The 18,142-nt window shown below is 69.9% G+C and carries 19 protein-coding genes; 6 read left to right on the top strand and 13 right to left on the bottom strand.

The genetic code is table 11. The features are described from left to right. Position 1: 1 nt before the first annotated feature. The 4 genes from coaD to OH735_RS27235 form a co-directional block, all read right to left on the bottom strand. Complete coding sequence (coaD, locus tag OH735_RS27250) at positions 2 to 481, bottom strand: pantetheine-phosphate adenylyltransferase (RefSeq protein ID WP_266752491.1); 480 nt, start codon at positions 479 to 481, stop codon at positions 2 to 4. A gap of 26 nt (positions 482 to 507) precedes the next feature. Then, positions 508 to 1,092 (bottom strand): 16S rRNA (guanine(966)-N(2))-methyltransferase RsmD, encoded by a 585-nt coding sequence (rsmD, locus tag OH735_RS27245; protein ID WP_406384271.1) that lies wholly within the window; start codon positions 1,090 to 1,092, stop codon positions 508 to 510. A 273-nt stretch (positions 1,093 to 1,365) separates the two neighbouring features. Beyond that, positions 1,366 to 4,596 carry a helicase-related protein gene (locus OH735_RS27240; protein ID WP_406384270.1) on the bottom strand — a complete coding sequence of 1,077 codons (3,231 nt, stop codon included), beginning with the start codon at positions 4,594 to 4,596 and terminating at the stop codon, positions 1,366 to 1,368. A 169-nt stretch (positions 4,597 to 4,765) separates the two neighbouring features. Further along, the gene (locus OH735_RS27235) at positions 4,766 to 6,391 is read right to left on the bottom strand and encodes a DAK2 domain-containing protein (RefSeq protein ID WP_406384268.1); all 1,626 of its coding nucleotides are present in this window, start codon (positions 6,389 to 6,391) and stop codon (positions 4,766 to 4,768) included. A gap of 260 nt (positions 6,392 to 6,651) precedes the next feature. Between OH735_RS27235 and rpmB the strand changes: the two genes are divergently transcribed. Then, positions 6,652 to 6,837 carry a 50S ribosomal protein L28 gene (gene rpmB, locus OH735_RS27230; RefSeq protein WP_030928661.1) on the top strand — a complete coding sequence of 62 codons (186 nt, stop codon included), beginning with the start codon at positions 6,652 to 6,654 and terminating at the stop codon, positions 6,835 to 6,837. 86 nt (positions 6,838 to 6,923) lie between these two features. Here rpmB and thiD read toward each other — a convergent pair whose 3' ends face one another. Together thiD and OH735_RS27220 are read right to left on the bottom strand one after the other, a co-directional pair. Then, positions 6,924 to 7,730 (bottom strand): bifunctional hydroxymethylpyrimidine kinase/phosphomethylpyrimidine kinase, encoded by an 807-nt coding sequence (thiD, locus tag OH735_RS27225; protein WP_406384267.1) that lies wholly within the window; start codon positions 7,728 to 7,730, stop codon positions 6,924 to 6,926. Between the two features lie 9 nt (positions 7,731 to 7,739). After that, positions 7,740 to 8,711 carry a thiamine-phosphate kinase gene (locus OH735_RS27220; RefSeq protein ID WP_383751448.1) on the bottom strand — a complete coding sequence of 324 codons (972 nt, stop codon included), beginning with the start codon at positions 8,709 to 8,711 and terminating at the stop codon, positions 7,740 to 7,742. A gap of 325 nt (positions 8,712 to 9,036) precedes the next feature. Between OH735_RS27220 and OH735_RS27215 the strand changes: the two genes are divergently transcribed. Then, positions 9,037 to 9,270 (top strand): Lrp/AsnC family transcriptional regulator, encoded by a 234-nt coding sequence (locus OH735_RS27215; RefSeq protein ID WP_093899132.1) that lies wholly within the window; start codon positions 9,037 to 9,039, stop codon positions 9,268 to 9,270. A 20-nt stretch (positions 9,271 to 9,290) separates the two neighbouring features. Then, positions 9,291 to 9,779, top strand: coding sequence for a DUF3515 domain-containing protein (locus OH735_RS27210; RefSeq protein ID WP_406384266.1), 489 nt, complete (start codon positions 9,291 to 9,293; stop codon positions 9,777 to 9,779). Positions 9,780 to 9,828: 49 nt separating this feature from the next. Here the strand turns inward: OH735_RS27210 and OH735_RS27205 are convergent, their stop codons facing one another. From OH735_RS27205 to OH735_RS27195, 3 genes are all read right to left on the bottom strand, one after another. Next, a complete protein-coding gene (locus OH735_RS27205) occupies positions 9,829 to 10,986 on the bottom strand; it encodes a D-alanine--D-alanine ligase family protein (RefSeq protein WP_406384265.1) in 1,158 nt (385 codons plus the stop codon). A 104-nt stretch (positions 10,987 to 11,090) separates the two neighbouring features. Continuing rightward, positions 11,091 to 12,101, bottom strand: coding sequence for an NAD(P)H-dependent glycerol-3-phosphate dehydrogenase (locus OH735_RS27200; protein ID WP_406384264.1), 1,011 nt, complete (start codon positions 12,099 to 12,101; stop codon positions 11,091 to 11,093). Beyond that, positions 12,098 to 12,850: a lysophospholipid acyltransferase family protein gene (locus OH735_RS27195; protein ID WP_406384263.1), complete on the bottom strand. Its 753-nt coding sequence runs from the start codon at positions 12,848 to 12,850 to the stop codon at positions 12,098 to 12,100. The genes OH735_RS27200 and OH735_RS27195 overlap by 4 nt, the downstream gene beginning before the upstream one ends. A 149-nt stretch (positions 12,851 to 12,999) precedes the next feature. On the opposite strand from OH735_RS27195, the gene cofC reads away from it, so the two are divergent. Both cofC and OH735_RS27185 read left to right on the top strand, forming a co-directional pair. Continuing rightward, entirely contained in the window at positions 13,000 to 13,683 is a 684-nt protein-coding gene (gene cofC, locus OH735_RS27190; RefSeq protein ID WP_406384262.1) for a 2-phospho-L-lactate guanylyltransferase, read from the top strand. A gap of 10 nt (positions 13,684 to 13,693) precedes the next feature. Continuing rightward, positions 13,694 to 13,897, top strand: coding sequence for a hypothetical protein (locus OH735_RS27185; RefSeq protein WP_406384261.1), 204 nt, complete (start codon positions 13,694 to 13,696; stop codon positions 13,895 to 13,897). Positions 13,898 to 13,992: 95 nt separating this feature from the next. On the opposite strand, the gene OH735_RS27180 is transcribed toward OH735_RS27185, so the two are convergent. The 4 genes from OH735_RS27180 to leuC form a co-directional block, all read right to left on the bottom strand. Continuing rightward, a complete protein-coding gene (locus OH735_RS27180; RefSeq protein ID WP_406384260.1) occupies positions 13,993 to 14,646 on the bottom strand; it encodes an HU family DNA-binding protein in 654 nt (217 codons plus the stop codon). A gap of 143 nt (positions 14,647 to 14,789) precedes the next feature. Then, positions 14,790 to 15,017 (bottom strand): hypothetical protein, encoded by a 228-nt coding sequence (locus OH735_RS27175; RefSeq protein WP_093545158.1) that lies wholly within the window; start codon positions 15,015 to 15,017, stop codon positions 14,790 to 14,792. A gap of 104 nt (positions 15,018 to 15,121) precedes the next feature. Next, entirely contained in the window at positions 15,122 to 15,715 is a 594-nt protein-coding gene (gene leuD / locus OH735_RS27170; protein WP_406384259.1) for a 3-isopropylmalate dehydratase small subunit, read from the bottom strand. 5 nt (positions 15,716 to 15,720) lie between these two features. Then, a complete protein-coding gene (leuC, locus tag OH735_RS27165) occupies positions 15,721 to 17,145 on the bottom strand; it encodes a 3-isopropylmalate dehydratase large subunit (protein WP_406384258.1) in 1,425 nt (474 codons plus the stop codon). Between the two features lie 176 nt (positions 17,146 to 17,321). Here leuC and ndgR point away from each other — a divergent pair, with 176 nt between their 5' ends. Then, positions 17,322 to 18,038: an IclR family transcriptional regulator NdgR gene (gene ndgR, locus OH735_RS27160; RefSeq protein WP_406384257.1), complete on the top strand. Its 717-nt coding sequence runs from the start codon at positions 17,322 to 17,324 to the stop codon at positions 18,036 to 18,038. Positions 18,039 to 18,142 lie beyond the last annotated feature (104 nt).

Raw genomic sequence — 18,142 nt, 5'->3', positions numbered from 1 at the left:
ATCAGCGCTCTCCCAGACGCTCCACGAGGGCTGCGTGGACCACCGGGGGCAGCAGGTGGGAGACGTCGCCGCCCCAGGTGGCGACCTCCTTGACCAGGGAGGACGACAGGAAGCTGTAGGTGGGATTGGTCGGCACGAAGAGCGTCTCGACGCCGGAGAGGCCGTTGTTCATCTGGGCCATCTGCAGCTCGTAGTCGAAGTCGCTGACGGCCCGCAGGCCCTTCACGATCGCCGGGATGTCGCGCTGCTTGCAGAAGTCGACCAGGAGGCCGTGGAAGGACTCGACCTGGACGTTGCCGAAGTCCGCGGTGACCTGGCGGATCAGATCGATGCGCTCATCGACCGTGAAGAGGCCCTTCTTGGACTGGTTGATCATCACCGCGACATGTACGACGTCGTACAGCTTGGAGGCGCGGCCAATGATGTCGAGGTGTCCATTGGTGATGGGGTCGAACGACCCCGGGCAGACGGCGCGGCGCAACTTGATTCCCTCGCTCTCCGGTCCGGTCATCGTGCGTCTTCGCACGTAGAGGCGGCGCGACCGTACCAAAGCGTTCCCTCGCCGTAGCGACGGGCCCGCAGTGGCTCGAATCCCTTGGGCCAGTTGAATTCTCCGCCTCTGGTGCTGCGTTCCACGGTGACGAGCGCATCGGCTGCGAGCCACCCCTGGGTACGGAGTGTGAGCAGTATCTCGGCGAGATCGTCGTCGGTCACGGCGTACGGCGGGTCCAGGAACACCACGTCGTAGGGCTCCGCGGGCGCCGCCCCCGTCACGATCTGTTCTGCTTTGCCGGTGCGGACTTCGGCGCCGGGCAGTCCGAGCGTGCGGACGTTGTCCCGGACGGTGCGGACGGCCCTGGGGTCGGTCTCGACGAGCAGGGCGTGGACGGCGCCGCGCGAGAGCGCTTCCAGGCCGACGGCGCCGGAGCCCGCGTACAGATCCGCGATGCGGGTGCCGTGGAGGCTGCCCAGGAGGGCTTCCCAGGTGGAGAAGAGGCCCTCGCGTGCTCGGTCGGAGGTGGGGCGGGTGCCGGTGCCGGGCGGGACGGCCAGGCGGCGTCCGCCGGCCGAGCCGGCGATCACGCGGGTCATGGGTGTCTGGTCCTCGGTTCGTGGGTGGCCCGCAGAATGCTGCGGCGCCGTGGCATCCACGATATGGCGTCGCGGCGGATCGGGCCCGCGGGCGTGTGTCGGAAGTCCCGCCTGCCCCGCGACGCCTGGCACGCACGCTCGCTGCGTTGTCGGGCTCGTCCAAGTACGTCCAGTACGAGGACGACCCTCCGCCTTGCGATCGCACGCACCGGACGCCGCCGGGCCCGTCCTTCGGGCGGACGGCGGGACTTTCGACACACGCCCGCGCACCCGTCACCCCTTGTCGAGGTACTGTTCGCGCTCCTTGTCGAGCAGCGCGTCCAGCGCGGTCCGCAGCTCCGGCAGGTGTTCCAGCTCCGGGTCGGCGGCGACGATCGCCGCGGCCTCCTCGCGGGCTGCGGCGATGACCTCCTCGTCGTCGATGACGGTGAGCATCCGCAGCGAGGAGCGGACCCCGGACTGGGCCTGGCCGAGGACATCGCCCTCACGGCGCTGTTCGAGGTCGATCCGGGACAGTTCGAAGCCGTCGAGGGTCGCGGCGACGGCGGACAGGCGGGCGCGGGCCGGACTCGCCTCGTGGGCCTCGCTGACCAGCAGGCAGAGTCCGGGGGCCGAGCCGCGGCCGACCCGGCCGCGCAGCTGGTGCAGCTGGGAGACCCCGAACCGGTCGGCGTCCATGATGACCATCACGGTGGCGTTGGGGACGTTGACCCCGACCTCGATGACGGTGGTGGCGACGAGGACGTCGACCTGGCCCGCGGCGAAGCGGCGCATCACGTCGTCCTTGTCGTCGGGGTTCATCCTGCCGTGCAGCACCTCGACGCGCAGCCCGGTGAGCGGGCCCTTGGCGAGCTGTTCGGCGATCTCCAGGACGGCGAGCGGGGGGCGCTTCTCGCCGTCGTCCTCGGGGGCCTTCTTCTTCCCCTTCTTCCCTGCCGCCTCGTCCTCGGCGTCGTCGCCGATGCGGGGGCAGACCACGTAGGCCTGGTGCCCGCTCTCCACCTCCTCCCGGACCCGTTCCCAGGCGCGGCTGAGGAAGTGCGGTTTGTCCTTGGCGGGGACGACGTGGCTGGCGATCGGCGAGCGGCCGGCGGGCAGCTGGTCCAGTACGGAGGTCTCCAGGTCGCCGAAGACGGTCATGGCGACCGTACGGGGAATGGGGGTGGCTGTCATGACCAGCAGGTGCGGCGGCTGTTTCCCCTTGGACCGGAGCGCGTCGCGCTGTTCCACCCCGAAGCGGTGCTGTTCGTCGACGACGACCAGGCCCAGGTCGTGGAACTGCACCTTGTCCTCGATCAGCGCGTGCGTGCCGATCACGATCCCGGCCTCGCCGGTGACGAGGTCGAGCAGCGCCTGACGGCGGGCCGCGACGCCCATGGAGCCGGTGAGCAGCACGACCTTGGTGCCCTGCTCGGAGCCGCCCAGCATTCCGCCCTCGGCCAGCTCGCCCATCATTTCCGTGATGGAACGGTGGTGCTGCTGGGCGAGCACCTCGGTGGGCGCGAGCATGGCGGCCTGTCCGCCCGCGTCGACGACGCCGAGCATCGCGCGCAGCGCGACCATCGTGTTGTGCGTCACGGTGAAGTGGTCCGTGACATAGGCGTGGCTCGGGTGAGCGACGCTGATGCACTGGACCGGTTTCCGGCCTACGTGCTCCACGCTACGAATTCCCCGCCGGAATGTGTTGCATTTCGGTCGCGGGCGTACCCGCTCAGCCTTGCGTGACAGCCTGAACGGGGCGTATTCGTCAGGCAGCGCGACCGAGACATTGAAGGCGGCCTTTCTTGGCAGCACTCGCGCGCGCCCGCCGAGCGAGCGCACGAGCCACGCTACGTCCTCCGCGAGCCTGAGCGAGGCAGAGCAGAGAGAAGCTCCCATGCCGTCTGCGTGGATCGTGCCATCAGTGTCCAGCAACCCCTGCAGGAGAGACAGCCGATTCTTGATCGAAGTGTTCTTGAACGCGTCTGGAACGAACTTGTCGTGGGATGTCACACCCCACAGGTCCAGGTCACGCAGCGCTTGGATGACGGGATTCCGTACGCCTCCGGGGCGATGGACCAGCTGAATCGTGTAGTCACACCGAGACCCGGTCACAGGAACCAAGTGGCAATCCGGGGCGACTGCTGCTGCCGCCGCGTCACGGATCTCGTCGTCGATCGTGGACAGACGCAGGTTGTGCCGGAACGACCCGTCACCCAGCAGCAGCCCGAAGAGGTAGGGATCGAGCGGCAGACCGCAGTCGCCTCCGAGGTCGACGGGTGTCGCCGCCGGGATGTACCACTTCGACGACCCATTGGCCTTGAATGTGTCGAGGCGGATCTCCCGTGCCGTCATCACCTTGGGGGGCTGGCCCCGATGCCACCCACAGCTCGTGCCGACGATCCACAGATGCTCGTCATCGCACTCGACAGAGCTGCCGTCGGAGAGAACCATGCGCCACACCTCACGCTCACCTTGAGGAAAGACTCCGTCGACGAGGGCGATTTCTCCGGTGGGCACCACAACTTCGTCCCCCACCTGCAGGTCTCCCATCAGCTGGAAACCCCTGGGCGTGAGGATCAAGGAGTCAAGAGGTTGCGCCTTGCCCGAACCGACCTCTCCTTGCAGCAGCCGGTGCATCGGATGCTCGGTCGCCAGGTCGTCGAAGATCTCCTGGGAGACCTTCCGCTGCCCCTCGGTGAGGGTGAATGGCAGCTTGGCGTCGAAGGCGTCGAGCAGTCCGCCGTGGGCGGGTTTCCGGGCGACCGCCGGGAGCTGGGTGTCCGCGTATCTGCGGCGGGCCAGCGCGACTTGGAGGACGAATGCCTCGTCCCACTTCAGCCGGTCCCTGGCCTGGGCGATGTCCGCCTTGGTCTGCGGGCGGTGCACCTTCAGCAGCGCCTCCGGGAGCGGGGTGAGCCCGCGGCCCTCGCGCAGATTCGGCGGCAGCGGGTCGACGGCCTCCCGCGCGCTGGGCAGCACGGTGTCGACGGCCTTGGCGATCCGCCACGAGTCCAGTTGCTTGCAGGCCGGGTAGATCGGCAGCAGCCGCCCGGCGAAGGCGTCCACCGCTTCCGTGGCCTCGGCCCCGTCGATGGACTCGGCTTCCAGCAGCTGGTACGTGGGGTGGGCCAGCTGCATCTTGCGGTTGAAGACGGAGACCTTGCCCGCGAACATCGCCCGCCGCCCGGGCAGCAGTTCCTTGTGCGGCTTGTGGACGCCATGGCCGAAGAAGACGAGCTGGAGGCGGCCGCTGCCGTCGGTGAGGGTCACTTCGAGGCGCTTGCCGCGGCCGTTGTTGAACATCATGATGCGGGCGTCGGCGACCTGGGCGACCACCGTCACGTGCTCGTCCAGCGGGAGGTCGGTCAGCGCCGTGAGCCGGCCGCGCTCCTCGTACCGCCGCGGGTAGTGGTGCAGCAGATCACCGACCGTGTGCAGGTCGAGATGGTCGGCCATCACCTTCGCGGTGGCTCCGCCGAGCAGCTTCTTGAGGGGTTCATCGAACGCAGACACGCGATCCATTGCACACCACACCACTGACAGATGTCCGGCGGGCACCGCCCGGAACGCCGGAATCCCCTGGTCGGAACTGTCCCCGCAGGCGGCCGGGAACGGGCCCGGAGGGGCCTTGAGGTTGTACGGAGGCGGCGGTCCGGACGAGAGAGCGCGTCGGCGGCGCGGCCGCGCTGCCCTACTCCACCCCGATCAGCAGCGGAGCGCACTGGTGACCGCCGCGGTACATCACCGTGTCGACCGCCAGATAGCCCTCGCGTACGTGCTCCTCCAGCGCGTCCGCGAGGCTGTCGGGGACGTCCTCGCCGAGGACCAGGGTGACCAGTTCGCCGCCCGCCGCCAGCATGCGGTCCAGCACGTTGCGGGCCGTTTCGGGTACGTCCTCGCCGATGACCGCGACGTCGCCGTCGATCAGGCCGAGGATGTCGCCGGCCTGGCAGATGCCCGCCATGGTCCAGGACTGCCGCTCGGCGACGGCCAGTTCGGCGTAGCGGGTGGCGCCGGCCGCGGCGGTCATCGCGACCACGTCCTCGTCGAAGCTGCGGTCGGGTTCGTGGACGGCGAGGGCCGCGATGCCCTGGACGGCGGCCCGGGTCGGGATCAGGGCGACCCTGACCCCCTCCGCGCGGGCCTGTTCGGCGGCCGCGGCGGCGGTGTGGCGCAACTCGGCGTCGTTGGGCAGCAGGACCACCTCGCGGGCGTGCGCCCGGCGGATCGCGTCGACGAGTTCGCCGCTGGCGGGGGGCTCCCCGGGGCGCGCCAGGACCGTCGTCGCCCCGGCCTCCTCGCACAGGCCGCGGAGCCCGTCGCCGGGCACCACCACGACGACCGCGCGCTGCACGGGTTCGGCGTGGGGATGCGCCCGGTCCGCGCCGAAGTGGGTGATCCGGATGCGATACGGCCGCCCCGCCTCGACGCCGGCCTCCACCGCCGCACCCGCGTCGTCGACGTGCACGTGGACGTTCCACAGTCCGTCGCCGCCCACCACGACGAGCGAGTCGCCGAGTCCGTCGAGCCGGGTCCGCAGCCGGTCCACGGCGCCGTCCGTGGCCTCCAGCAGGTAGATGACCTCGAAGGCCGGTCCGCCCTCCGCATCGGCCACCGCGCAGTCGTCCGGCACCAAAAGCGCGGGTGCGGGCGCGGCGACGTACGTCCGCTCGGGCGCCCGACCGGAGACCGCTTCGACGAGCGCGCCGAGCACGGTCAGCAGGCCACGTCCACCGGCGTCCACGACGCCCGCACGCCCGAGGACGGCGAGTTGTCCGGGGGTCGCTTCCAGGGCCGTCCGCGCCCCCTCGTACGCCGCCGCCGCCACCGCCGCGGTTCCGGCGTCGTCCGCCGTGCTCCCGGCGGCCTCGGCGGCGACGGTGGCCACGGTGAGCACGGTGCCCTCGACGGGGTGGGCGACGGCCTGCCGGGCGGCAACCGCGGCGCTCGTGAGCGCCCGGCGCAGGTGGTCCGCGTCGTGCCCGCCGGCCAGCACCCCGGCCATCCCGCGCAGCAACTGGGCCAGGATCGTGCCGGAGTTCCCGCGGGCACCGATCAGGGCCCCGTGCGCCATGGCCCGTACCACGTCGGCGGCGACGGGCACGGTCGTGCCGGTCTCGTGGGCGGCGAAGACCGCTTCGACGGCCTGGTTCGCGGACTCGACGGTCAGATAGAGGTTCGTACCGGTGTCCCCGTCCGCGACGGGGTACACATTGATCGCGTCGATCGCCTCGCGCTCGCGGCCCAGCGCCTCCAGCGCCAGTGAGCACCAGGTACGCACCGCGACGGCGTCCATCTCGTCGGCGGTCTGCGGCACCTGTCGGTCCTCCTCGAAGATCGGCCGTGGGTGGCCGGCTGCACCGCAGAGTAGCCCCCGCGCGCCGGGTCCGGCGGTGACAGGGGCGGGACGGGGGGCGGCGGAACCCATGGTAGTTTCGTTCTACCGACGCGGCCGTTGTATGCTGCTTCGGTTGCCCGATGAAAGTCGGGCCATTCCCCCGGTGCCGCCACTTCAGTCAAATGATTCCGGCGCTCCGGAATTCACTGTAAGTGCACCTGAAGTCTTTGGAGTGACCCGTGGCTGCCAACTGCGACGTCTGCGGCAAGGGGCCGGGCTTCGGCAACAACATTTCGCACTCGCACCGCCGTACGTCCCGTCGCTGGAATCCCAACATCCAGCGCGTGCGTGCCGTGGTCGGTCGGACGCCGAAGCGGCTCAACGTCTGCACCTCGTGCATCAAGGCCGGCAAGGTCGCGCGCTGACGTTCCCGTCGTAGCGCAGCCTTCCGGTTGCCCAAAAAGCCGGTCCACCTCGGTGGACCGGCTTTTTGCTGTGCTGCCGGGCTTCCTCACCCGGTGCGCGTCCGCCAGCCGTGGTCGACGGGGCCGATCCCGGCGCCCAGCGGGAATCCGGCCGCGATCGCCCCGGTGACGTACGCCTTCGCGTCTCGTACGGCCGTGGGCACGTCCTGGCCCAGGGCCAGTCCGCAGGCGATCGCCGAGGCGAGCGTGCAGCCGGTGCCGTGGGTGTGCCGGTTGTCGTGCCTGGGTGCGCGCAGCCAGTGCTCCGCGGTGCCGTCCGTCAGCAGATCGACGGGTTCGCCGGGCAGATGCCCGCCCTTGATGACGACCCAGCGCGGACCGAAGGCCAGTATCCCGGTGGCGGCGTGCCGCATTCCGGTCTCGTCCGTGACGTTCACGCCGGTGAGCTGCGCCACTTCGTCCAGGTTCGGGGTGGCGACCGTGGCGACCGGCAGGAGTTTCGTCCGTACGGAATCGAGCGCTTCGGCGGCCAGCAGCGGATCTCCGTGCTTGGAGACCCCGACCGGGTCCACGATGACCGGGGCCGCGGTGCCCGCGAGGAGTTCGGCCACGGTCTCCACGACGGCGGCCGACGCCAGCATGCCGGTCTTCACCGCCTGCACACCGATGTCGTCCACCACGCTGCGGTACTGGGCGCGTACGGCCTCGGCGGGCAGTTCCCAGGCGCCCTGTACGCCCAGCGAGTTCTGGGCGGTGACGGCGGTCAGCACGCTCATTGCGTGCACGCCGAACGCGAACATCGTCTTCAGATCGGCCTGGATGCCCGCACCACCGCCGGAATCGGATCCGGCGACGGTGAGCACACGGGCGGGTACGGCAGCAGCTATGGGCACACGCCGAATCTACTGGGCGTCCTCGATGCCGCCGAAATGGTCCCAGCCGCCCTTGCTGGTCCAGGGCGCTCCGTCGACCGTCACCTGCGGCAGCGCCGAGGGGTTGAGGACTTCGCCGATCACCTTCCAGCGGGCGGGCAGTTTCACGTCCGGCGGGAAGGTGGCGACGATCGCGTGGTCCTCTCCCCCGGTGAGTACCCACTGCAGCGGGTCCACGCCGACGGCCTGCCCGATGTCGGACATCTGCGAGGGGATGTCGATGAGTCCGGAGCGCAGATCGATCCGGACCTTGCTGGCCTCGGCAATGTGCCCGAGATCGGCGACGAGTCCGTCGCTGACGTCCGTCATCGCGGTGGCGCCGAGCCCGGCGGCCGCCGGGCCCGCGTGGTAGGGCGGTTCGGGGCGCCGGTGGGCCTCGACGAAGGCGCGGGGCGAACGGAAGCCGCGGGAGAGCACGGCGTAACCGGCGGCGGACCAGCCGAGCCAGCCGGTGACGGCGACGACGTCGCCGGGCTGGGCGCCGGACCGGGTGACCGGTTCGTGGTTGCGCAGATCGCCGAGTGCGGTGATCGAGACGGTGATCGTCTCACCGCGCACCACATCGCCGCCGACCACGGCCGCGCCGGCGACCTGGCACTCGTCACGGATGCCGTCCATCAGCTCGCCGGCCCAGGTCACCGGGAGTTCGGCGGGGACGACCAGGCCGAGCAGCAGCGCGGTGGGCACGGCGCCCATGGCGGCGATGTCGGCGAGGTTCTGGGCGGCGGCCTTGCGGCCGACGTCGTACGCGGTCGACCAGTCGCGGCGGAAGTGCCGTCCCTCCAGCAGGATGTCCGTGCTGGCCACGACCCTGCGGTCGGGAGCGGACACGACCGCGGCGTCGTCGCCCGGGCCGAGCCGTACCGCCGGAGTGGTGGTGAGCCGGGAAGTCAGCTCCCTGATGAGCCCGAACTCCCCCAACTCGCCCACGGTTCCCTTCACCGAGTCTCACCTCTCATCTATCGCGCCGGACGTCCGTCCGGGCTGCTTCGGCGGCCGGGGGTCCAGGCCGTGGACAGGCCGCCGCAGATCGCAGTCTGCACCGGTTCCCGTCACCATGCCCGTCCCCCCTTTCGCCCCGTCGCGCTTGCGGTCGCGGGCCGTCTCTGCTGTCGGTACTGTCAAGAGATACGTCAACTTGTGCTGTGTGCGCGCCACGCTGTGGACGTCAACCGCCCCGGAGATCTCCCCGCGGCCCTCGGCAACGCGATACCGTGGCGTCCCTTTCCCATCCCCACACGATCCTCGTGGCCGCCCTGGAGGTTCCGTGGTACAGGCGTACATCCTTATTCAGACCGAGGTGGGCAAGGCGTCGACCGTCGCCGAGACCATCGCCAAAGTTCCGGGAGTGATCCAGGCAGAGGACGTCACCGGCCCCTACGACGTGATCGTGCGCGCCCAGGCCGACACGGTCGATGAACTCGGCCGCATGGTGGTCGCCAAGGTCCAGCAAGTGGAAGGCATCACGCGAACCCTGACCTGCCCGGTCGTTCATCTGTAGTCCCCGTCTACGCTGGGCCGGTGACATCATCGCGCCGCCGCTTCCGCCATCCCGTGCTTCTCGGTCCGTCCGTTGCCGCGCTGCTGCTCGCCGCGGCCGGCTGCTCCTCGACGGACGCCACGGAGTCGATCACGGTTCCCAACCCGTCTCCGGAAGCCGCAGCCTACTGCCGCGCACTGCACAAGGAGCTGCCGAGGACCGTTGCCGGACTCGGCCGCGGTGACACCGGGACGGAGTCCGAACTGATCGCCGAGTGGGGGGACGGAGCGATCGTACTGCGCTGCGGTGTCCCCCGGCCCGCGAAGATGGACGACCCCATGGCGAAGGCCACCGAGGCGGACGGCGTCAACTGGCTGCTGGAGCAGCCGGAAGACGCCGGTCCGCGTTTTACGACCACCTTCCGCAAGGCGTACGTCGAGGTGAGTCTCTCGACGGCGTACGCGCATGACGCGAGCCCGTTGGCCGCGTTCGGCCCGGTGATCACGAAGACGGTGCCCAGCAGCCTGTAGGGCGTGCCCTCCGCGACGGGAGTGCACGCCCTACGGCGCGGGACTCGTCTCAGCGCAGGCCGGTCGGCCGGTTCAACGCGGCCTGGATCAGCCGGTCCACCAGTTCCTGGTAACTCACACCGCTCTCCTGCCACATCCGCGGGTACATGGAGATCGGGGTGAAGCCCGGCAGGGTGTTGATCTCGTTGATCACGAAGCCGCCGTCCTCGGTGAGGAAGAAGTCGGCGCGCACCAGGCCCTCGCAGGACACGGCATCGAAGGCCGCGACCGCCAGCCGCTGGACCTCGGCGGTCTGCTCCTCGGTGAGCGGGGCGGGCACGATCCCGGAGGCCGAGTCGATGTACTTGGCCTCGAAGTCGTAGAAGTCGTGCGAGGTGACCGGCGGGATCTCGGCGGGCACGCTGGCGCGCGGACCGTCCTCGAACTCCAGCACCCCGCACTCGATCTCGCGGCCCCGCAGCAGCGACTCGACGAGGAACTTGGGGTCGTGGCGGCGGGCCTCCTCGATCGCCTCATCGAGACCGGAGAGGTCGTCGACCTTGGTGATGCCGATGGACGAACCGGCCCGGGCGGGCTTGACGAAGAGCGGCCAGCCGTGGTCCCCGGCGAAGTCCACGATGCGCTTGCGGGCAGCGGACGGGTCCGTGTCCCATTCGCGGGCGCGCACCACGACGTACGGGCCGACCGGCAGCCCGAACGAGGTGAAGACCCGCTTCATGTACTCCTTGTCCTGGCCGACCGCCGAGGCGAGCACCCCGGCGCCGACGTACGGCACCCCGGAGAGCTCCAGGAGCCCCTGAAGGGTGCCGTCCTCGCCGTACGGGCCGTGCAGTACGGGGAAGACGACGTCGACCTCGCCGAGCGCCTTGGGAACCGAGCCGGGCTCGCTGTACACCACTTCACGGCTGCCGGGGTCGACGGAGAGGACCACGCCGCCCTCGGTGGACTCGGCCAGCTGGGCCACATCGGGCATCTTGCGGTCCGTGATGGCCATGCGTTCGGGCTCGTCGGCGGTGAGCGCCCAGCGGCCGTCCGTCGTGATGCCGATCGGCAGGACGTCGTACTTCGTCCGGTCGATGGCGTTCAGGACGGCGCCGGCCGTGACGACGGAGATGCCGTGTTCGGAGCTGCGGCCGCCGAACACGACGGCCACGCGCGGCTTGCGGAGCTGCTGCTCCGGGCTCTGGGGGAGGTTCTCGCTGCTCATATCGCGTCGAGCGTACCTGCTGGTATCCCTCGCGTCAGCGTGGCCGGGGCCGCTGGAGCGGTGAGCGTGAACGTTCACCGCCCTGCGCAGCCCCGTGCCCGTCGTCAGCGGCGCTCGGGCTTCGCGCTGCGCGACATCAGCTCGCTCAGCGCGACCATCGGCGGCTTGCCCTCGTGGACGATGCCGACGACCGTCTCGGTGATCGGCATGTCGACGCCGTGCCTGCGCGCCAGATCGAGCACCGATTCACAGGACTTGACGCCCTCGGCGGTCTGCCTGGTGACCGCGATCGTCTCCTGGAGCGTCATTCCGCGGCCGAGGTTGGTGCCGAAGGTGTGGTTGCGCGAGAGCGGAGAAGAGCACGTCGCCACCAGGTCGCCGAGGCCGGCGAGACCGGAGAAGGTCAGCGGGTCGGCGCCCATGGCGAGGCCGAGCCGGGTCGTCTCGGCGAGACCGCGGGTGATGAGCGAGCCCTTCGCGTTGTCGCCGAGGCCCATGCCATCGGCGATGCCCACGGCGAGACCGATGACGTTCTTGACCGCGCCGCCGAGTTCGCAGCCGACCACATCGGTGTTGGTGTACGGGCGGAAGTACGAGGTGTGGCAGGCGCTCTGGAGGCGCTGGGCCACGGACTCGTCCTGGCAGGCGACGACGGCGGCGGCGGGGCGGCGTTCGGCGATCTCCTTGGCCAGGTTGGGGCCGGTGATGACGGCGACGCGGTCCGGGGTGACCTTCGTGACGTCCTCGATGACCTCGCTCATCCGCTTCGCGGTGCCGAGTTCGACCCCCTTCATCAGGGAGACGAGGACGGTGTCGGAGCCGAGGTGCGGGGCCCAGTCGGCGAGGTTGGCGCGCAGGGTCTGCGAAGGCACCACGAGGACGGCGTAGTCGGCGCCGTGCAGCGCCTCGGCGGCGTCGGTGGTCGCCCGGATCGACGCGGGGAGTTCAATTCCTGGCAGGTAGTCCGGGTTGGTACGGGTCGTGTTGACGGCTTCGGCGACTTCGGCTCGGCGGCCCCAGAGGGTGACTTCGCAGCCGGCGTCGGCGAGAACCATGCCGAAGGCCGTACCCCATGAGCCGGTTCCGAAGACGGCTGCCTTTGCGGGGTGCGTCACTTGGGTCCCTTTCCTTCGGCCTTGCGCCGCTGTTCTGCACGGGCCTTGCGGTGGTCGTACGGCTCCGTGGGGGCCTTCTCGCCCCGTACGATCTCCAGCTGCGCGGTCACCGCGGCCATGATGACCTCGGTCGCCTCGCGCAGGACGTCGGACGTCGGCTCCTCGTCGTAGAAGCGGGAGAGGTCGACGGGCGGTCCGGCCTGCACCTGGAGGGTCCTGCGGGGGAAGAGCCGGAGCTTGTTCTCCTTGGCGTACGGCGGCATCACGAGGTTGGCGCCCCACTGGGCGACCGGGATCACCGGTGCCTTCGTCATCAACGCGACGCGGGCGGCGCCGGTCTTGCCGGCCATCGGCCACATGCCGGGGTCGCGGGTGAGGGTGCCCTCCGGGTAGAAGGCGACGCATTCACCGCGCTCGATGGCGTCGACGGCGGCCCGGAAGGCGTCCAGCGCGTTGGTCGTCTCGCGGTACACGGGAATCTGTCCGGTGCCGCGCAGCATCATTCCGACAAAGGGGGTCTTGAAGAGGCCGGCCTTCGCGAGAAGCCGCGGCACGCGTCCGGTGTTGTACTGGAAGTGACCGTAGGAAAGCGGGTCCAGATACGAGTTGTGATTGACCGCAGTGATGAATCCGCCGTCGGCCGGAATGTTTTCCATTCCCCGCCAGTCACGCTTGAACAGAACCACCAACGGCGGTTTTGCGATCACCGCCGCCAGGCGGTACCAGAAGCCGATTCTGCGGCGGGACACTCGGACACCTTCCTCTATGGAGCTGAACTCTGCCTGGCTACCGACGGTCAAGTCTCGCCCCAGGCCCCTGCTCTGTCGAGAACACCGTACGCCCCGTTTTCGGGGCCGACCCTCCGGGTTCTCGCACCGGCAGGCGAGAATAAGCGGCGATGTGCACCGAGGGGGAGATCGCCACGAACACCGACCCGGCCGGTCCTTGGACCCTGGTCGTCCCGTTGAAGCCCTTGGCGCGGGCCAAGAGCAGGCTCGCGCCCGCGACGGGCGCCGCACTGCGCCCACGGCTCGCCCTCGCGTTCGCCCGGGACACCGTGGCCGCCGCCCTGTCCTGCCGGGCGGTCCGGGATGTGGTGGTCGTCACGGACGACACGGAGGCGGGGGCGGCTCTCGCGGCCCTCGGGGCGCGGATCGTGCCCGACGAGCCGGATCGCGGGCTCAACGCCGCCCTGGCACACGGTGAACGGACCGCGCGGGCCGGGCGGCCCGGGGCGGCGGTCGCCGCTCTCAACGCGGACCTGCCCGCGCTGCGTCCCGCGGAACTGGCCCGGGTCCTCGATTTTTCCGCCGCTTTTCCTCGCGCATTTGTCACCGATGCGGCAGGAATCGGAACAACATTTCTTTCGGCAGCGCCGGGAGTGGAATTGCGCCCGGCTTTCGGCGGCCCTTCCCGGGCCCGGCACCTGGACTCCGGCGCGGTGGAAATCACGCTGACCGGCATCGATTCGGTCCGCCAGGACGTGGACACCGGCGACGATCTGCGGGCGGCGCTGGCCCTGGGCACCGGCCCGCACTCCGCGGCGCACTGGGCCGCGGGACTCTCCCCGCTGGACCGATAGGCTTCCGTACATGCAGGCGACCTCGTACACGTACGACCCCGAGACCCGCACCGGCAGCGTGCTGCTCGACGACGGGACCCCGGTGGCGTTCGACGCCCGGGCCTTCGACGCGGGCGGGCTGCGGCTGCTGCGTCCGGGACAGCGGGTGCGGATCGAAGGCATCGGCGAGGGGGCGGATCTGCGGATCACCCTGGTGACCCTGCAGACGTTCTGAACGGCCGCGCGCACCCGGCCCACAACAGCCCGCGGGCCGGGCTCCCCGAGGGGAGCCCGGCCCGGCGCGTGTGAGCAGCTGTGCGCCGCTCGGCCTCACTTCTTGCGTGCGGTGGCCTTCTTCGCCGTGGTCTTGCGCGCCGTGGTCTTCTTCGCGGGCGCCTTCTTCGCCGTGACCTTCTTGGCGGGCGCGGTCTTCTTGGCGGCCGTCGTCGTCTTCTTCGCCGCCGCGGCCGTGGTCTTCTTCGCCGCCGCCGTGGTCTTCTTGGCGGCCGGAGCAGCCTTCTTCGCGGTGGTCTTCTTCGCCGCGGTGGTCTTCGCGGCGGTCACGGCCTTCTTGGCGGTGACCTTCTTCGCCACGGCCTTCTTCGCCGTGGCCTTCTTGGCCGCGGCCTTGGCCGTCGTACGGGCGACACCGCCCGTGAGGCTGCCCTTGGGCGCCTTCTTCACGGCCACCTCGCCCTTGGGGAGCTTCTTCGAGCCGCTCACCAGGTCCTTGAAGCCCTGTCCCGCGCGGAAACGGGGAACCGAGGTCTTCTTGACCCGCACCCGCTCACCCGTCTGCGGGTTACGGGCGTAGCGGGCGGGACGGTCGACCTTCTCGAACGAGCCGAAGCCGGTGACCGAAACTCGGTCCCCCGCGACAACCGCACGGACGATCGCGTCGAGTACCGCGTCAACGGCGTCCGCGGCCTGCTGACGGCCGCCGACCTTGTCGGCAATCGCTTCTACGAGCTGCGCCTTGTTCACGTCTTCCCCTTCGGAGACATTGCCAGAACGAAAGTGTTCAAGCGTTTTCGCACGTTAGGCAGATATATACCGCAAATCAAACACGAAACGGGCTAATCACCCTAGTGCCGCAACGAAGTCGACCGCTGCGCAGTTCCGCAGAGTCAGTCACCTTCGGGGAATCGGCCCTCATCGAGGTCCTTCATCAACCGGTCCAGACGCCTTGCCGCATCCGGGAGATCGTGCTTAGCCGCGGCCGTGATGACCAACAGCTTCCGGGACAGCGCCATCCTTACGCCCTCCGGGACTTGCAGTGTGCGCACTCTTGTGTGTGCTTCCTTCAATCGGTCGGCGACTTGGCCGTAAAGCTTGAGTTGGCTGTCGCGTTCCATGCACCGATTGTGCCATCTGGGGCGAGTTGTCGCCCGACGGGGTCTCAACAAGCGGCTGCGCCCCCTACCAGAAGGCAGGGGGCGCAGTCCTGGAAACGCGCTGCTCAGGCGTTAATTGTACGCGGCTTGAAGGTCGGCCTTGCCACCTCATAAGTCGCGATGTCCGCTTCGTTCTGAAGGGTGAGGCTGATGTCGTCCAGCCCGTTCAGCAGCCGCCAGCGGGCGTTCTCGTCGAGCTCGAAGTCGGCCGTGATGCCCTCGGCACGGACCTGGCGGGCCTCCAGGTCGACGGTGATCTCGGCCGTCGGGTCGGCCTCGGTCAGCTCCCAGAGCGCGTCGACGACCTTCTGGTCGAGAACAACGGTCAACAGCCCGTTCTTCAGCGAGTTGCCGCGGAAGATGTCGGCGAACCGGGAGGAGATGACGGCCTTGAAGCCGTAGTTCTGCAGCGCCCACACGGCGTGCTCGCGGGACGATCCGGTGCCGAAGTCGGGACCGGCGACCAGCACCGTGGCGCCCTTGCGCTCCGGGCGGTTGAGGACGAAGTTCTCGTCCTTGCGCCAGGCTTCGAAGAGTCCGTCCTCGAAGCCGTCGCGGGTGACCTTCTTCAGCCAGTGGGCGGGGATGATCTGGTCGGTGTCGACGTTGCTGCGGCGCAGCGGGACGGCCCGGCCGGTGTGTGTGGTGAAAGCTTCCATGATTCTCAGACTCCGGCGGGCGTACGGGCGTCGGACAGGTCGGCCGGCGAGGCCAGGTGGCCCAGCACGGCGGTCGCGGCAGCGACCTGCGGGGAGACCAGGTGCGTGCGGCCGCCCTTGCCCTGCCGGCCCTCGAAGTTGCGGTTCGAGGTGGAGGCGGAGCGCTCGCCGGGGGCCAGCTGGTCGGGGTTCATGCCGAGACACATCGAGCAGCCCGCGTGCCGCCATTCGGCGCCCGCGGCGGTGAAGACCTTGTCCAGGCCCTCCTCGACGGCCTGCAGGGCGACCCGGACGGAGCCCGGGACGACCAGCATCCGTACGCCGCTCGCGACTTTGCGGCCGTCCAGGATCGCGGCCACGTTGCGCAGGTCCTCGATCCGGCCGTTGGTGCAGGAGCCTACGAAGACGGTGTCCACGTTGATGTCCCGCAGCGGCTGGCCGGCGGTCAACCCCATGTATTCCAGGGCCTTTTCGGCGGCGTTGCGCTCCGAGCCGTCCTCGTACGAAGCCGGGTCGGGGACGTTGGCCGACAGGGGCGCGCCCTGGCCGGGGTTGGTGCCCCAGGTGACGAACGGCGCCAGTTCGGCGGCGTCGATGACGACCTCGGCGTCGAAGACCGCGTCGTCGTCGGTGCGCAGCGTCTTCCAGTACGCGACGGCGGCGTCCCAGTCCTCGCCCTGCGGGGCGTGGTCGCGGCCCTTGAGGTAGTCGAAGGTGGTCTCGTCCGGGGCGATCATGCCCGCCCGGGCGCCGGCCTCGATCGACATGTTGCAGATGGTCATCCGGGCTTCCATCGAGAGCTTCTCGATGGCCGAGCCGCGGTATTCGAGGATGTAGCCCTGGCCGCCGCCGGTGCCGATCCGGGTGATGATCGCCAGGATCAGGTCCTTGGCCGTGACATCGTCGGGCAGTTCGCCGTCGATGGTGATCGCCATGGTCCTGGGGCGGGCCATCGGCAGCGTCTGGGTGGCCAGCACGTGCTCGACCTGGCTGGTGCCGATGCCGAACGCCAGCGCGCCGAAGGCACCGTGCGTGGACGTGTGGGAGTCGCCGCAGACGACCGTGGTGCCTGGCTGGGTGAGACCCAGCTGCGGACCGACCACGTGCACGACGCCCTGCTCGACGTCGCCCAGCGGGTGCAGCCGCACGCCGAACTCCGCGCAGTTCTTGCGCAGGGTCTCCAACTGGGCGCGGGAGACCGGGTCGGCGATCGGCTTGTCGATGTCGAGGGTCGGGGTGTTGTGATCCTCGGTGGCGATGGTGAGGTCGAGGCGCCGCACCGGGCGTCCGGCCTGCCGGAGGCCGTCGAAGGCCTGGGGGCTGGTCACCTCGTGCAGCAGGTGCAGATCGATGAAGAGGAGGTCGGGCTCGCCTTCGGCGCGCCGGACGACATGGTCGTCCCAGACCTTCTCCGCGAGTGTCCTACCCATCGCTTTCCCTCCGGCCGGCGTCTTCGCCGGCCCAACTAGAGATTCGGTGTGCCGCCGCCCGGCCCCCCCGTGCGGGGCGGTGGCTACAGGGCCGTTGTGTGGCCGCCCCTACAGGTTCGCAACTTCCACCGAAAATTGAACTTGCGTTTCACAGAGTGAGACGGGAGTATCGTCGTATGGACAACTCTAGCGGCGTCGGCGTTCTCGACAAGGCAGCTCTGGTATTGAGCGCCCTGGAGTCCGGTCCGGCCACCCTCGCCGGGCTGGTCGCGGCGACCGGGCTCGCACGACCCACGGCCCATCGACTGGCCGTGGCACTGGAACACCACCGGATGGTGGCGAGGGACATACAGGGCCGTTTCATTCTCGGCCCCCGGCTGGCGGAGCTCGCGGCGGCGGCGGGCGAGGACCGCCTGCTGGCCACGGCTGGACCGGTGCTCACCCACCTGCGGGACATCACGGGCGAGAGCGCGCAGCTCTACCGGCGACAGGGCGACATGCGGATCTGCGTGGCGGCGGCGGAGCGGCTGTCCGGCCTGCGGGACACCGTGCCGGTCGGCTCCACGCTCACCATGAAGGCCGGCTCGTCGGCCCAGATCCTGATGGCCTGGGAGGAGCCGGAGCGCCTGCACCGCGGCCTCCAGGGCGCCCGCTTCACGGCGACGGCGCTCTCGGGTGTACGGCGCAGGGGCTGGGCCCAGTCGATCGGCGAGCGCGAGCCGGGCGTCGCCTCGGTCTCCGCGCCTGTGCGCGGCCCCTCGAACCGGGTGGTCGCCGCGGTCTCGGTCTCCGGACCGATCGAGCGGCTGACCCGGCACCCGGGCCGGATGCACGCCCAGGCGGTCATCGACTCGGCGGCGAGGCTGAGCGAGGCCCTGCGCCGCAGCGGCTGACGTACGCAGGAAATACGTACGCAAGAAATACCCTCCGGCCGCCCCAGCGTCGTGGCGGCCCCCACCAAGTCCCGGCATAAGCCCCGCACTTGACGGGGCGACAC

The organism is Streptomyces sp. NBC_01618 (assembly GCF_045209435.1).
In the GTDB taxonomy this organism is placed as follows: domain Bacteria; phylum Actinomycetota; class Actinomycetes; order Streptomycetales; family Streptomycetaceae; genus Streptomyces.
Note: the sequence above shows the minus strand (reverse complement) of the source record. Positions and strands in the feature narration are given on the sequence as shown.